We start from the raw sequence: 15,567 nt of genomic DNA, 5'->3' as shown, positions 1-15,567 counted from the left end.
CGCCCCGAAGACATGAATACCGAAACACGACAACCGGCCGTTCACCTCCCGGAACGCCGGTTGCCGACCAACGAACAGGATGAACGCCCATGTCCGCCGATTCCCGCATTCAGGCCATCACCGCCCGCATCGTCGAACGTTCCAAGCCTTACCGCGAGACCTATCTCGAGCGGCTGCGGCTGCAGGTCTCAAAAGGCGTTCACCGCTCCGTGCTTTCCTGCGGCAATCTCGCGCATGGATTTGCGGTCTGTTCCCCCGCCGACAAGGACATCCTTGCCGGCGACCGGGTTCCCAATCTCGGCATCATCACCGCCTATAACGACATGCTCTCGGCGCACCAGCCCTATGAGACTTTCCCGGCGATCATCCGCGATGCGGCCAAAGAAGCGGGCGGCATAGCGCAGGTGGCAGGCGCGGTTCCCGCCATGTGCGATGGCGTGACGCAAGGCCAGCCCGGCATGGAACTTTCGCTGTTTTCCCGCGACGCCATCGCCATGGCGGCCGGCATCGGCCTGTCGCACAACATGTTCGACGCCGCCGTCTATCTCGGTGTCTGCGACAAGATCGTACCCGGTCTCGTCATTGCCGCCCTCGCCTTCGGCCATCTGCCCGCCGTCTTCGTTCCCGCCGGCCCGATGACATCCGGCCTGCCGAATGACGAGAAATCCCGCATCCGCCAGCTTTATGCCGAAGGCAAGGTCGGCCGCGCCGAACTCCTGGAAGCGGAATCCAAATCCTATCACGGCCCCGGCACCTGCACCTTCTACGGCACCGCCAATTCCAACCAGATGCTGATGGAAATCATGGGTTTCCACATGCCCGGTTCCTCCTTCATCAATCCCGGCACGCCGCTGCGCGATGCGCTGACGCGCGAGGCAACGAAGCGGGCGCTGGCGATTACCGCGCAGGGCAATGAATTCACGCCGGCAGGCGAGATGATCGATGAAAGATCCGTCGTCAACGGCGTCGTCGGCCTGCATGCGACGGGTGGTTCCACCAACCACACCATGCATCTGATCGCCATGGCGCGCGCCGCCGGTATCATCCTCACCTGGCAGGATATTTCCGATCTTTCCGACATCGTGCCGCTGCTCGCCCGCGTTTACCCCAACGGTCTTGCCGATGTGAACCACTTCCACGCCGCCGGCGGCATGGGCTTCCTTATCAAGCAGCTTTTGAAACAGGGCTTCGTGCATGATGATGTGCGCACCGTCTTCGGACAGGGCCTCTCAGCTTATACCGTGGATGCGAAGCTCGATGAAAAGGGCGCCGTCACCCGCCAGCCCTCGCCCGAGCAAAGCCACGATCCGAAGGTGCTTTCCAGCATCGAGACCCCGTTCCAGCCGACCGGCGGACTGAAGATGCTGACGGGCAATCTCGGCAAATCGGTTATCAAGATTTCCGCCGTCAAGCCGGAACGCCACATCATCGAAGCGCCGGCTATCGTGTTCCACGACCAGCAGGAGCTTCAGGACGCGTTCAAGGATGGCAAGCTCAACCGCGACTTCATCGCCGTCGTCCGCTTCCAGGGGCCGAAGGCCAATGGCATGCCTGAGCTGCACCGCCTGACGCCGCCGCTCGGCGTGCTGCAGGATCGCGGCTTCAAGGTGGCCCTGGTGACCGACGGGCGCATGTCCGGCGCTTCCGGCAAGGTGCCGGCCGCCATCCATGTCACGCCGGAAGCTTCCGATTGCGGCCCGATCTCGCTTATCCGCGATGGCGACATCATCCGTCTGGACGCAATCTCAGGCACGCTGGAAGTGCTCGTTTCGGCCGCTGAACTGGCGAAACGCGAACCGGCGCGCGCCGATCTTTCCGGCAATGAATGGGGCATGGGCCGCGAGCTTTTCGCCCCCTTCCGCCGCAATGCCGGTCCAGCCGATCAGGGCGCCAGCGTCCTGTTCCATTGATTTTTGATGGGCGAAGGCCGGGTGCGGCTTTCGCCTTTCAACCCCACTTTGCGGCATCGCCTGAATGCACCTCTCATCGCCGAGAGCTGGCGCAGAAACCGCTTTATTTCCCATGCCTTAAACGTCAGACTTGTCATGCGGCTGTGATGATCGCCCTTTAGGGCCTTCTCAGCCAGCCGCGGGACGGCGGTGCAGTTTCGGATGATGGGGCCTGACATGACGATTTTCTCGAGCAAACGCCGCGATGTGCTGAAGCTTATGGCGGGCACCGCCCTGTTGCCGCTGATGGTGGCTGCAAAGCCAGCGATGGCGCAGGACGTGGCGCTGCGTGCAATCGTCATCTCCGACCTGCATTCGGCCTATGAGCGCATCGGCCAACTTCTCGCAGCCATCGAAACGCGCATCGCTGCCGACAAGGCGTCCCATATCATCTTGCTGAACGGCGACCTGTTTGAGATCGGCAATGCCGTGGCCGCGCGTTCGGCCGGCGAGATCGAATGGACATTCCTGGCAGCGCTCGCAAAACTCGCCCCCACCGTTATCAATATCGGCAATCATGAGCCCGATATCGACAATGATCTCGCCAATTTCGTCAGCCGCGCGCAGGCGCTCGGCATCACCGTGCTTTCCAACATCATCGACAAGCGCAACAGCAAACCCTATGCGGCGGCCAGCGCCGAAGTAAGCGTCGGCGGACGGAAGGTCGTTGTGGCTGGTCTCGCCACCAATGCGATCAACACCTATCCGAAGGCCACACGCGAGATGCTGGACATTCCGCAGCCGGTCGAATGGGCGAAGGCCAATCTGCCTGGGATCGTCAAACCGGATGCGATCAACATCGTTCTCAGCCATGCCGGCGTCGTCGCCGACCGCGATATACTGCCGCTGCTGCCGGACGGCACCCTGCTGGTGGGTGGCCATGACCATCTGAACTTCGTGCATGAACAGGGCGCTACCCGCTATGTCCATACCGGCTCATGGTGCACCTCCATGACGGTGGCGACGATTGCGGCTCCCGGCAAGGCTGCGGCCATCGAGACCGTCACGATCGATCGCAGCGCTCCCGCCTCCCCGGCTCTCAAGACGCTGATCGAACAGACACTCGAAAAGCACCTGACCGCAGAAGAACGGGCAATCGTCGGCAAATCCGCGAAGGCAATGACCGTCGATGAGGCGGGCCGCCACGTGGCGCAGCTCATCGCCGCAAAAACCGGCGCGGATGTCGGCTTCGTCGGCCACACTTCGTTTGGCGCCGGCCTGCCCGAAGGCGATATTCGGCGTTACGATTTCAACGCCTCGCTGCGTTTCGACGGCAAGTTGATGGTGGCGGAAGTGGATGGCGAGGCTCTCGCCCAAATCCTCAAGCGCTGCAATCAGGACGGCGACATTCCGCTCACCGCACGCACCGGCGACTATCTCTACGCCATGCCGGAAAAGCCGGAAGTGAAAGAGCGCTACAAGCTGGTCTGCAACGACTGGTCCGCCACCAACCAGAAATCCTATTTCGGCCGTAGCGACCTTGCGTTCACCGAGGTGCCGGATGTGAAGCTGAAGCAGACGGTTTTGGGCGGGCTTTCTTAAGACCGTCGCCGATCATCTGATTTTAGAACGACCGGATATCCAGCTTCCGGTCCCTATGCGCCGGATGCGTGCTGAACACGAAGATGCGGTCCAGTTCCTTCTGCGTCAGCATGCGCAGGAAGCGGACGTGGATGGTGTTGTTCGCGTTGACGCGCAACAGAACGCAGCCGATTTTGCTGATACGGGCGTCGGGAATATCGAGATAGAACTGGTTGGGGAGATTGTATTTCGTTATCAGCGCCAGCACGGCTTCCGTCTGGGAGATGCGGATGACGTCGCAGCGCCGCGCCGCCATGTGCATGACGGCCTTTTCAGTATATTCGATGCGCGCCGCATTCATGGTATCTTCCATGCGAAACCGGCTTTCGCGGTCGTACATGAAGGATTCTTCCTTGCTCAGGTAGTTATTCCTGATGACACCCGCACTGCTCTGCACGCCCGGACTCCCATGCTCTATCAATGGATAGAAACTAGGCCATAGTCTTTAACAATTCATATCAGCGCAGGCTTAAACAGACCGGAAGCGGGACATTTTCAACGTTTTTCCACAGCGGCAAAAAAGGCCAGAGGAAACCCCGGAACAAAGGCTTTCCGGGGCTTGGTTCGGTATCGATGGCAATTACCTGCGATAGGTCTTGCCGTCGGCGTCGAAGAGATGAAGCTTTTCCTGCGGTGCGGCAAAACGCAGGGTTTCACCCTTGCCGACGGAAACGATGCCCGGCACCTTGACGATGATCGGTTCCTGCCCCTTGGGCGCTTCGAGATAAAGCAGCGTCACTTCGCCGAGCGCCTCGACGATCGCGACTTTTCCCTCGAAAAGATAATCGTCCCCGGTGACGATGCTCAGATCTTCCGGCCGCACACCGAAGCTTGCCGCCTTGCCCTTTTCGGTTGCGGGCGTGGGAACATAAACGGCGAGCGTCTTGCCGCCGGCAAGTTCGATTGAGGTCCGCTCACCCGTTCCGGTGATCTTTGCAGCGATGATGTTCATGGCGGGCGAGCCGATGAAGCGCGCCACGAAGAGATTGGCCGGCCTTTCGTAAAGTTCGAGCGGCGCACCCACCTGCTCCACACGACCGGCATTCAGAACGACGATACGATCCGCCAGCGTCATCGCCTCCACCTGGTCGTGGGTGACGTAGATCATCGTGGTATCGGCCATCTGCTCGTTGAGCTTGGCGATCTCGATGCGGGTGGCGACACGCAGCGCCGCATCGAGGTTCGACAAGGGCTCATCGAACAGGAAGACCTTGGGATTGCGGCAAATGGCGCGGCCGATGGCGACACGCTGCCGCTGGCCGCCGGAGAGCGCCTTGGGCAGACGCTCCAGATATTGCGTCAGTTGCAGGATTTCAGCGGCGGCGCGAACGCGGCGGTCGATCTCCTGCTTGTTCTCTTTCGCGATCTTCATGCCGAAGGCCATGTTGTCATAGACGGTCATATGCGGATAAAGCGCATAGGACTGGAACACCATGGCAATGCCCCGCCGCGAGGGCGGGATTTCATTGACAAGCTGGCCGTCAATATACATCTCGCCGCCGGTGATTTCCTCCAGACCGGCGATCATGCGCAGCAGCGTCGATTTTCCGCAGCCCGAGGGACCGACGAAAACGATGAATTCGCCCTGTTCGATCTGAAGATCGATGCCGTGCAGGACCTTCACCTGCCCGTATGATTTGCGGATATCCTTGAGAACGAGACTTGTCATGGGTGTTCCTCCCTCATCTGTCAGGCGTAACGGGCGAAGAATGCGCCCCATGCCGGAAGTTCTACGCTTCTGCCTTCAAGACCGCCTGCAAAGCCGTGGCCTTCGAGAACCTCCCAGTTCCCTTCCGGCAACGTGGCCTTTGCCGGCGTTGCGGACAGATTGAAGAGGCAAAGCACGGTTTCGTTGCCGAGCGTGCGGGTGTAGCTGAGCACCTCGCCCTCAACCGGCTGGAATTCGATGCCGCCCTTGGCAAAAGCGGGGTGCTTTTTGCGGAAGCTCAGGAAACGGCGGTAGTGTTCCAGCACCGAGGCCTCGTTGCCCTGCTGGGCGCTGACGGCGCGCTGCTTGTGCTCGGCCGGAATGGGCAGCCACGTCTTTTCCGACGTCGAGAAGCCCGCCTGCGCATGACCGGCATCCCACACCATCGGCGTGCGGCAACCGTCGCGGCCCTTGAATTCCGGCCAGAACTGGATGCCGTAGGGATCCTGCAAATCTTCGAAAGCGATATCCGCTTCGGTGAGGCCGAGCTCCTCGCCCTCATAGATGCAGACGGAGCCGCGCTGCGTCATCAGCAGCGCCGAAAGCACCTTGGCGAAGGCGTCCTTATCTTCGACATGCTCGCCCCAGCGGCTGACATGGCGCACGACATCGTGGTTGGAGAAGGCCCAGCAGGCCCAGCCTTCCGGTGCGGCCTTTGCAAAATCCGCCTGCACATCGGCGACGCGCTGCGGTGTGAGCGCATCGGGCGCCAGGAATTCGAAGGCGTAGCACATCTGCATCTTGTCATCGCCGGATGTATATTCGCCGACGATTTCGAGACCGCGCTGGCTGTCACCGACTTCGCCGACGGCGGCGATATCCGGAAACTCGTCCAGCACCGCGCGGAAGCGCTTCAGGAAGGCGATATTTTCCGGGCGGTTCTTGTCGTAGAGATGCTCCTGGAAGTTATAGGGATTGACCGCCGGGGCGGTGGAGGCATTGCGGCGCTCCGGCGCCAGCGCCGGGTTGTCGCGCAGCTCAAGGTCATGGAAATAGAAATTGATGGTGTCGAGGCGGAAACCATCGACGCCACGCTTCAACCAGAAGCGGGTGATGTTCAGCAGCTCTTCCTGCACTTCCGGATTATGCAGGTTGAGGTCCGGCTGCGAGGTCAGGAAGTTATGCATGTAATATTGCATGCGGGTCGGATCCCACTGCCAGGCGGAACCGCCGAAGATCGACAGCCAGTTATTGGGCGGCGTGCCGTCCGGCTTGCTATCCGACCAGACATACCAGTTCGATTTCGGATTGCTGCGGCTGGCGCGGCTTTCCACGAACCACGGATGCTGGTCCGACGTGTGCGACATGACGAGGTCGATCATGACGCGGATACCGAGGCGATGGGCCTCCGCAATCAGCCCGTCGAAATCGGCAAGCGTGCCGAACATCGGATCAACATCGATATAATTCGAGACGTCGTAACCGAAATCCTTCATCGGCGAGGTGAAGAAGGGCGAAATCCAGATTGCATCGGCACCAAGGCCGGCAATATGCGCCAGACGGTCGGTGATGCCCTTGAGGTCGCCAATGCCGTCGCCATTGGAGTCCTGATAGGAGCGCGGATAGATCTGATAGATAACAGCGCCGCGCCACCAGTCCTTGTTGGGCGTCAAAGCGGAAGTCACCGAAGCGGTCATGGAAGTGTCCTGTCTGGTATGGGCGTTCATGGAATGATCAGCCTCCCTTGACGGAGCCTGCGAGCAGGCCACGCACGAGATAACGTTGAAGGGCGAAGAAAACGCTGAGCGGCACAACGATGGTGACGAAGGCCGAGGCGGTGAGGATTTCCCAATTGCCGCCGCGCGAACCGAGCAGCGCATTGAGCGCGCCGGTCAGCACCAGCTCGTCCTTCTGCGTGCCGAGGAAGACCATGGCGACGAGCAGGTCGTTCCAGGTCCACAGGAACTGGAAGATGGCGAAGGAGGCGAGCGCCGGGAAAGAGAGCGGCAGGATGATCTTGACGAAGATTTCAAAATCGCTCGCGCCATCCACACGGGCGCTTTCGATGATCTCCTTCGGCAGGCCGGAAATATAGTTGCGCAGCAGATAGATGGCGAGCGGCAGACCGAAGGCGGTGTGCGCCAGCCAGATGCCGGCATAGGTCTTGGACGGCACACCGAAGATGGTGCCGATTTCATTATAGAGCCTGAGAAGCGGGATCAGCGACATTTGCAGCGGCACGACGATCAGGCCCACCACCATGGCAATCAGCAGATTGCGGCCGGAGAAGCTCATCCATGACAGCGCATAGGCGGCGAAGGCGGCAATGAGGATAGGGATGACGGTTGCCGGCACAGCCACGGTGAGTGAGTTGACGAAGGACTGGCCGATGCCTTCCGAGGTCAGGACCGTGCGATAATTATCGAGTGTGAAGACGGGCGGCGTCGCGACGGAGATATAGACGCGCTTGCCGCGAGAACCTTCAAAGCTCGCGGCCTTGCTGTATTCATAGGTGCCGTCCGTATTAACGAGCAATGTTTCGCCGTCACCGATATCGGCCGCCTCGCCGGCTTTGAACGCCGTGGGTTCCTGTACGCGAACGCCGAAGGCTGCAACCTTGCCGCCCTGTCCGCTTTCGAAAACATTGCCTGATATGACATAGCGGCTGCCATCCTGCTTCTGCACCGAAGCATCGGCGAGGCGAACCGCCGAGGTCTGTTCGGAACTGGAGAAGGCCGTCCACCAGCCGGAGACCGTGATCTGGTCCTTGTCGCGCAGCGAGCTGACCAGAATGCCGAGGGTTGGCAGGAGCCAGAGCAGCACGACGACCAGAACGCTGGCATGGACGATGAGGCGTGGCAGGCCGACGCGGCGAAGGCGTTTGAAAATATTCATCTCAGCGGCCCTCCATCTCGCGGTTTGCCTGGCGGATGTTCCAGACCATGATGGGGGTGACGGCCGCCATGATGATGAGCGCGATGACCGCACTTCGGCCGCTGTCGCCGCCGCCGCGGAACATCCAGTCGAACATGAGATTGGCGAGAACCATGGTGTTCCATTGACCGTTGGTCATGGTCAGCACGATGTCGAAAACTTTGAGCACGAGAATGGTGATCGTCGTCCAGACGACGGCGATGGTGCCCCAGATCTGCGGAACCATGATCTTCCAGAAGATCTGCCAGCCATTGGCCCCGTCGATGACGGCGGCCTCGATGGTTTCTTCAGGGATGCCGCGCAGCGCCGCCGACAGGATGACCATGGCGAAACCGGTCTGGATCCAGATGAGGATGATCATTAGGAAGAAATTGTTCCAGAAGGGCATGGAAATCCAGACTTCGGGATTGCCGCCGAAAAACTCGACGGTGGCGTTCAAGAGGCCGATCTGCACCTGCCCTTCGGCACGGTATTCATAGATGAATTTCCAGATGACGGAGGCACCGACGAAGGAAATCGCCATCGGCATGAAGACGATGGATTTGGCGATGTTGCCCCACCAGATGCGATCGGTCATGACGGCGATGACGAGGCCGAAAAAGGTGCAGGCGGCCGGCACGACGGCGAGCCAGAGAATATTGTTGAAGATCGACTGCCGGAAACCGGCATCGAAAAACGCCCAGCGATAATTGGCGAGACCGACGAATTCGCTGCCGGTCCGGTCATAGAAGGACAGGATCAGCGTGGCGATGACGGGGTAGACCAGATAGACCAGCAGGAGGATCAAAGCCGGGCCGATGAACAGCCAGGGCCGGACCGCCGCGCGGCGATTGAGGTTGCGGGATGCCTGCAACACGTCTCCCGCGCGGACAGGAAAGATCGCCTGAAGCACTTTATCGGATAGCCAGTAATAAGCAGCGCAGGCAAAGACCCCCGCCACCATCACGCCGATGGCCGAAACGAGTTGTTGAGCCATGTTCCCTCCCTTGATCCTCTCCGCGCCGCGCTGATTTATGCGGTCGTCGGGGCAGCGCCGTTGGTAAGGGCCCGGCAGCAAACCGCCGGGCCTGATCCGATATCTTTACTTCAGGCCGTCCCAGGCCTTCTGGATATCGCTCGCGACCTGATCGGCGGACTTGCCGCCGACGAAATCGATCATGCCGGTCCAGAATGCGCCGGCACCGATCTTGCCGGGCATGAGGTCGGAACCATCGAAGCCGAAGCTTGTCGCGGTCGTCAGGATTTCGCCCTGTCGCTTCATCTGCTCATTGGCATAGGTTTCGACATTCACACCCTTATAGGGCGTGAGGAAGCTGGACTGCGCCATCCAGACCTCATGGGCGATCGGGGTCTGCAGGAATTCGACGAAAGCCTTGGCGGCCGGCGCTTCCTTGGTGATGGTGACGAGCGTGCCGGCGCCGAGAACCGGCTTGCCGAGATCAGGCTTGGACGCGTAAGTCGGCATGTAGAAGAAATCCGCATCCGTACCCACTTTGGTGCCTTCCGGGAAGAAGGACGGAATGAACGACGCCTGATGATGCAGGTAGCACTTCGGCGGAATGTCGAAGAGGCCCTTGGGGCTGTCGCGGAAGTCGGTGGAGGCCACGGCCGCGACGCCGCCGCTGACATATTTTTCGTTCTTGGCGAATTTGCCGAATTCGTTGATCGCCTCGACCACGGCCGGATCAGTGAATTTGACCTCGTTGGTCGTCCATTTCTGATAGACGTCGAGCGGCTGCGTGCGCAGCATCAGGTCTTCCACCCAGTCCGTTGCCGGCCAGCCGGTTGCCCCGCCGGAACCGAGACCGATGCACCAGGGCGTGCCGCCATCGGCGACGATCTGGTCCGTCAGCTTGAACAGGTCTTCCATGCTCTCGGGCACCTTGTAGCCCGCTTCTTCGAAGTTCTCAGGCACGTACCAGACGAGAGATTTCACATCCGCCTTGAAGGGGAAGGCGAAATAGGCCTTGTTGCCGTCCTTGCCCTTGTAGCTGCCGAGATCGACCCAGGACTGGCCCGCGCCGTAATTTTCCTTGACCCAGTCGGCGGTCTTGTCGCCGAGCGGCACGAGGAAGCCCTTGGCGGCCAGATCGGCCAGAAGGCCTGGCTGCGGCAGAATGGCGATATTGGGCGGCGAGCCCGCCTGCGTATCGATGACGATCTGCTGCTCGTAATTTTCCGACGAGGAATAACGGACATTTACGCCGGTCGCATCGGCGAAATAGGCGAGCACCGACTGGAACAGGGCCTCGTCTTCACCGCGCCATGGGCCGAAAATCGTCAGCGTCTGGCCTTTCAGATCGGCATGGGCCGCCTTGAAGTCCTCGTAGCTTTTCCAGTTGAACTTGGCGTCACCGCCGGGCGCGAATTTCAGGTCTGCGGCAGAGGCCGCACCGGACAGCAGCGCTATTGCAGCAGCCGTCGCCAAAAGAGTCTTCTGCATGTGATTTACCTCCCATCACATAAAAGGCTCAAAGCGTCCTCGTTCAATCAAAGCGCTTTGGCTGCCTATTCATCTCACTGTCATCAAGAAGGAGTCAAGAGGCTCTTTCTGCGGAAACGTTGCAGCGCCTCGTGAATAATCATATTTATTTAGAAAGGCGGCTATCGTTTTCGATTGAGAAAAGCGGCAGAGGCTGGTAAAAATCTAAAGCGCTTTGGAAGCCTTGGGGAGAGGTTTTACCGTTTCCAGAGCGCACGCATGGAGGAAATGAGAGACATGAACCTGAAACAGTTGTCGCAACTGCTGGGCATTTCGCAGACGACCATCAGCAGGGCGCTCAACGGCTATCCCGAGGTCAGCGCCGAAACGCGCCGCCGCGTCATGGAGGCTGCCGAAAAGACGGGATATCGCCCGAATGCGGCAGCGCAACGGCTGGCGACGGGTAAGGTCGGCTCCATCGGGCTTGTCATGCCGATTGGCGAACACCATCGTTCCGACGTGCATTTCGGCGAATTCCTGAGCGGCCTCGGTGAAGAGGCATCGCGCAGCGGCTTTCATCTCGTGATCATGCCGACCGAGCCGGAAAAGGAACGTGAGGCCCTGCGAGGGCTCGCCGCAAGCGGCAGCGTCGATGGCATCTATCTCGCCTATATGAAGAAGAACGACCCGCGCATCGCCATGATGCAATCGCTCTCCCTGCCCTTCCTCGTGCATGGCCGCTCCGTCGGCGTGGAAGAGGATTATCCCTATCTCGACGTGGACAATGAGGGCGCCTTCCGCGATGCGACCCAGCTTCTCCTCCAGCTTGGCCATACGCGGATCGGGCTTCTGAATGGCCCGGAGGGTTATGATTTCACCTATCGGCGCTGTCTCGGGGTGGAAAAGGCGCTTTCGGCAAATGGTCTGACATTGCATGCGAACAACAAGCGACACAGCAGCATGACCGATGAGGAAGGCTATCTCGGCATGGAAGCCTTGCTGTCACGCCCGGAAAAGCCAACCGCCATTCTCTGCGCCAGTACCGCGCTTGCGCTCGGTGCGATCCGCTCGCTCAACCAACGCGGCCTGAAACCGGGTAAGGATATTTCGCTGATCGCCCATGACGACGTGCTGCCGCTGCTGAAGCCCGATAATTTCTCCGTGCCGCTCACCACCACCCGTTCGTCACTCCGGGCGGCGGGGGTGCGCGTGGGCCAGCGCCTGATCAACCGGATCAAGCTGAACCAGACGGAACCGCATCAGGAACTCTGGAAGGCGGAACTGGTGGTGCGCGCCTCGACGGGGCCGGCTCCGAAAACGTAAAGGCTGGATTCCGGCTCAAGGCCGGAATGACGGAAGTGAGGGGGCAGCGCACAAAAATTCCTGTGCCGTGTAGTTCGATTGAACGCGACAGGCTTAGAACTTCGGCGCGGTCAGACCCAGCGCGCGATGAGCGGCAATGACGGTGTTGGCCATCAGCATGGCGATCGTCATCGGGCCGACGCCGCCGGGAACGGGGGTAATGGCGGCAGCAACGGCGCTTGCCTCGTCAAAGGCGACGTCGCCAACCAGCTTCGACTTGCCTTCGCCCTTTTCCGGTGCGGGGATGCGGTTGATGCCGACATCGATGACGGTCGCGCCGGATTTCACCCAGTCGCCCTTCACCATCGCCGCGCGGCCGACCGCCGCCACCAGAATATCCGCCGTCTTGCAGACGGTGGCGAGGTCCTTTGTGCGTGAATGCGCCATCGTCACCGTGGCATTGGCATTCAGGAGAAGCTGGCCCATCGGCTTGCCGAACAGGTTCGAGCGGCCGATGACAACGGCATTCAGGCCGGAAAGGTCATCGCCGTGAATGCCGCGCACCAGAAGCATGGCACCGGCGGGCGTGCAGGAGATGAGGCCGGTGGCGAGATCGCCGGTTGCCAGCTTGCCGGCATTGAGCACGCTCAGGCCGTCGACATCCTTCTCCGGCAGGATCGACTGGATGATCTCATCGGAATTGAAGTGTTTCGGCAGGGGAAGCTGCACCAGAATGCCATGGATGGAGGCATCGGCGTTCAATTCGCCGACAAGCTTCAGGAGTGCGGCCTGCGTGGTTTCCTCCGGCAGCGTGTGCTGGATGGAGTTGAAGCCGCATTGCTTGGCCATCTTGCTCTTGGAATTCACATAGGCGTGGCTGGCGGGGTCATTGCCGACGATGACGACCGCGAGGCCGGGCTTCACACCCTTTTCCGCCTCAAGCGCTTCTGCCGATTTGCGGACTTCCTCCACGACCGAAGCCGCCTTCGCCTTCCCGTCAATCACAACTGCCATGCGTCCTGCTCCTGCTGGGTTACGTAGGCTCCGTATGGTGCCCCCTTCGCAGGAATGCAAGCGAAAATGCGGCGTTTTCAGGCTGTTTTGCGGTAGCCGTCGCGATGATCGGCGTAATCGGCGAGACGCTCCCTCAAGAGCGCCAGCTCGCGTCTCAATTCCGCCAGTTCCTCGGCTTCGGCCTGTTCGTGATCGAAGTGTCCGGCAAGGGCTTCGCTCAACAGGGACGGAAGCTCAGGTCGCGGCTGATCGGCCGTCTGGAAGCTACGATTGCCCATCAGCACCTGCCGCACGCGCTCGTCCAGCGGGATGTCATCGGCATCATTCGCCGCCCCGGCGTAATAATCGGCGAAAGCATCCTCTGGTTCGACATCGCCATCTGCGGCAAGTTCTTCAATATCGTGGAACACATCCGGCTCGATTGGCTCGAACTCGGCAAATTGCGGGGATTGCTCCTGCCGGAATTCCTCGTCCGCTTCCATGGAGAGCGGAAGTTGTTCGTCGTTTTCGAGGATCGGCGCGGCCGCCTCTTCCTCGTCGTGGCGGCGGTAGCTCAGGAGATAAAGGCTGCCCAGCAGGCCGATCAAGGCGCCGCCACCCGCCATCATCGCAGCTTGCGTCAGATCACGCGACAATTCGCCCGGTCCGGCCTTCTTCGCAAGACGGGTTTCAATGGCGGGTGTGGTGGATGAAGCGAGATCGCGGCGTTCGCTCGCCTCGAGATAGGCACTTCTCGCCGTTTCCAGCTCACCCTGCAATCTGGAAAGGTCACCGGGGGCGACACCGAGGCTGTTCAGGCGATCGAGGTATCTGGTACGTTCGCCAGTCGCTGTTGCGATCTCCTGGGCAACGCGTTTTTCATCCGTCCGCAAACCGTCGACCAGCTGGCGGAGCGCCGGGGCGGCCAGCGACTGCACGGCATCCACGCCATTCTGGGCGGCAATGCGGCGCGGATGTTTCGGTCCATAATCGACCGAGACGCCGGCAAGCGCCATGCTGGCGCTGGCATGTCTTTGCCTGATATCCTCGAGTGCGGAAAAAGAGGTCCCTGTCGGCAACGGCTTCGACCACACATCATTCGGCTTCAGGGCGGAGGCCGCCGCCAGATCCACCTGAAGCGACTGTTGCTGCTGTGTAGCGCCTGCAAGACTATTATTGACGTCGCGTAATTGCTGTTCAAGCTGCTGCACTTCCGACAGGACGGCATCGCCGTGGCGCATCTGGAAACCGTTCAGCGCCGCTTCCGCCTCGTCCAGCCGGGTCCGCGCCCTCTCCGTCTCGCGCATGGCGGGTGTCATGGTGCCAGCCTTGCCATCCGCCATGATCCGCATCGAGAGATAATCGGTCAGCCGCATCGCGGCTTCCGGCGTTGCGGCCTTGGCGGTCACGATCAGCGTATTTTCATCCGGCGTCAGTTCCAGCCGGATCGCCTCGCCCACCGCACCGTTGAGCGCTTCACGTGGCGAAAGCGGACGTGCATCCGCCCCCGTCAGGAGATCAAGAAGCAGGCCAAGCTCGCCCTGATTGCGGACGCCGACCATATCGGCCGGCTTGAGTTTGAGGTCGGTGGTTACCCGGTCCAGCCCGGAGGGTGAAAGCAGGGTACGGCGGGCCATGGCAAGAAAGCGGGCCGAATCCGGCGCATCATAGCTGCTCTGGGTGACCTCGACATGTGCTTGCGAAACATAACCGCGAAAACCGGAATCGATGAGCATCAGCGGAAGGGCTGCGCCGGCAATGGTGGCGGCGGCCACGCAACTGGCGGTCAAAAGCCGCAGACAATGTTTGCGCCATTGCGACGTGGGCACAGCGACGTCATCCTCATCAGGGCGTGTCGCCATCATATCCGGATTGTCATCAACCATCTGAAGCCGTCTGCCACGCTGGGCGCCGCCCGCAACGGGCGACTGTCAAAACCTTACGAGAGGTTAAAGGATCGTGGCAAACAAATGGTTAACGCGTTCTCGGCGGACCGGTTTCAGCCCTTGCCGAGTGCGATATGCCAGGGCTCGGCACAAAGGCTGTATAGCCAGCTCATATGGAGCTTGCGGAAGATTTCAGGCATGCCGGCCACTTCGGATGACAGAACCTTGAACAAGGGGCCAACCGCGATGGCGACGCGCGCACCGTCACGGCTGACAGTGTGGTGCAGCCACCTTTCCTGATCTTCCCGGACCATGCCGGCCAGAAGGACATCCACCTTCACACCGGACATATCCCGGTTCAGCATCACGAAATCATGCCAGGGTGCGTGTGCGCGCAGCTTGGTGAGGACCTCCCCGACCTGTGCCGCATCATCACCCGCAACGCCGATCCGTTTCGGTACGGCCATATAGGTCAGAAGCGCCATGGTGAAGGCGACGCCATCAATGACGACAGGCAGAGATCTGCCATTTTCGGCGCGTGCGGCGCTATTCATCGCCTTGCCCTGCGGCAGAAGCAGGTAACTTTCCAGAATCTGCCGATAGGCAATATCCCTGGAAGAAAGCTTTGCCTTCTCGATGGTGAGGAAGGAGAGCATGGTATGCCCGTCGCAGGCCGAAGCCCTGCCGCTGACCAGCTCGAGCGCCCCATTCCAGTCGAGATCACAAACGCGCAGTCCGTGGATATTCCGTTGCGATCCCGACTGCGCACTACCTGCCGCGAAATTCATTTGCCAACCCCCGAATGCCAAGCCTACTGCCACCAGTCCGGCGCTTCATTAGCGGGATAGCGGC

12 protein-coding genes are annotated in these 15,567 nt (G+C 60.5%); 3 read left to right on the top strand and 9 right to left on the bottom strand.

Annotated features, from left to right (window positions below; all coding sequences use genetic code 11):
- The first annotated feature begins 89 nt into the window (after nt 1-89).
- Together edd and FY152_01275 are read left to right on the top strand one after the other, a co-directional pair.
- A complete protein-coding gene (gene edd, locus FY152_01280) occupies nt 90-1,910 on the top strand; it encodes a phosphogluconate dehydratase (GenBank protein UXS30786.1) in 1,821 nt (606 codons plus the stop codon).
- Nucleotides 1,911-2,126: 216 nt separating this feature from the next.
- Nucleotides 2,127-3,491 (top strand): bifunctional metallophosphatase/5'-nucleotidase, encoded by a 1,365-nt coding sequence (locus FY152_01275; protein UXS30785.1) that lies wholly within the window; start codon nt 2,127-2,129, stop codon nt 3,489-3,491.
- A 22-nt stretch (nt 3,492-3,513) separates the two neighbouring features.
- Here FY152_01275 and FY152_01270 read toward each other — a convergent pair whose 3' ends face one another.
- The 6 genes from FY152_01270 to FY152_01245 all read right to left on the bottom strand — a co-directional run bounded on the left by FY152_01270 (nt 3,514) and on the right by FY152_01245 (nt 10,555).
- Nucleotides 3,514-3,927 carry a hypothetical protein gene (locus tag FY152_01270; protein ID UXS30784.1) on the bottom strand — a complete coding sequence of 138 codons (414 nt, stop codon included), beginning with the start codon at nt 3,925-3,927 and terminating at the stop codon, nt 3,514-3,516.
- 183 nt (nt 3,928-4,110) lie between these two features.
- Nucleotides 4,111-5,199 carry a sn-glycerol-3-phosphate ABC transporter ATP-binding protein UgpC gene (ugpC, locus tag FY152_01265; GenBank protein ID UXS30783.1) on the bottom strand — a complete coding sequence of 363 codons (1,089 nt, stop codon included), beginning with the start codon at nt 5,197-5,199 and terminating at the stop codon, nt 4,111-4,113.
- Nucleotides 5,200-5,219: 20 nt separating this feature from the next.
- On the bottom strand, nt 5,220-6,875 hold the full coding sequence (locus tag FY152_01260) for an alpha-glucosidase (protein ID UXS30782.1): 1,656 nt from the start codon (nt 6,873-6,875) through the stop codon (nt 5,220-5,222).
- A 37-nt stretch (nt 6,876-6,912) separates the two neighbouring features.
- Nucleotides 6,913-8,073 (bottom strand): carbohydrate ABC transporter permease, encoded by a 1,161-nt coding sequence (locus FY152_01255; protein ID UXS30781.1) that lies wholly within the window; start codon nt 8,071-8,073, stop codon nt 6,913-6,915.
- A 1-nt stretch (nt 8,074) separates the two neighbouring features.
- The gene (locus FY152_01250) at nt 8,075-9,088 is read right to left on the bottom strand and encodes a sugar ABC transporter permease (protein ID UXS30780.1); all 1,014 of its coding nucleotides are present in this window, start codon (nt 9,086-9,088) and stop codon (nt 8,075-8,077) included.
- Between the two features lie 105 nt (nt 9,089-9,193).
- Nucleotides 9,194-10,555 (bottom strand): carbohydrate ABC transporter substrate-binding protein, encoded by a 1,362-nt coding sequence (locus FY152_01245; GenBank protein UXS30779.1) that lies wholly within the window; start codon nt 10,553-10,555, stop codon nt 9,194-9,196.
- 276 nt (nt 10,556-10,831) lie between these two features.
- Between FY152_01245 and FY152_01240 the strand changes: the two genes are divergently transcribed.
- A complete protein-coding gene (locus tag FY152_01240; GenBank protein ID UXS30778.1) occupies nt 10,832-11,857 on the top strand; it encodes a LacI family transcriptional regulator in 1,026 nt (341 codons plus the stop codon).
- Between the two features lie 93 nt (nt 11,858-11,950).
- On the opposite strand, the gene FY152_01235 is transcribed toward FY152_01240, so the two are convergent.
- The 3 genes from FY152_01235 to FY152_01225 form a co-directional block, all read right to left on the bottom strand.
- Entirely contained in the window at nt 11,951-12,850 is a 900-nt protein-coding gene (locus FY152_01235; GenBank protein ID UXS30777.1) for a bifunctional methylenetetrahydrofolate dehydrogenase/methenyltetrahydrofolate cyclohydrolase, read from the bottom strand.
- Between the two features lie 77 nt (nt 12,851-12,927).
- Nucleotides 12,928-14,715 carry a hypothetical protein gene (locus tag FY152_01230; GenBank protein UXS30776.1) on the bottom strand — a complete coding sequence of 596 codons (1,788 nt, stop codon included), beginning with the start codon at nt 14,713-14,715 and terminating at the stop codon, nt 12,928-12,930.
- 113 nt (nt 14,716-14,828) lie between these two features.
- On the bottom strand, nt 14,829-15,503 hold the full coding sequence (locus tag FY152_01225) for a teichoic acid biosynthesis protein (GenBank protein UXS30775.1): 675 nt from the start codon (nt 15,501-15,503) through the stop codon (nt 14,829-14,831).
- Nucleotides 15,504-15,567: the final 64 nt, after the last annotated feature.

Source organism: Agrobacterium tumefaciens (genome assembly GCA_025560025.1).
GTDB lineage: Bacteria > Pseudomonadota > Alphaproteobacteria > Rhizobiales > Rhizobiaceae > Agrobacterium.
This window is presented reverse-complemented; position numbering and strand designations above follow the sequence as displayed.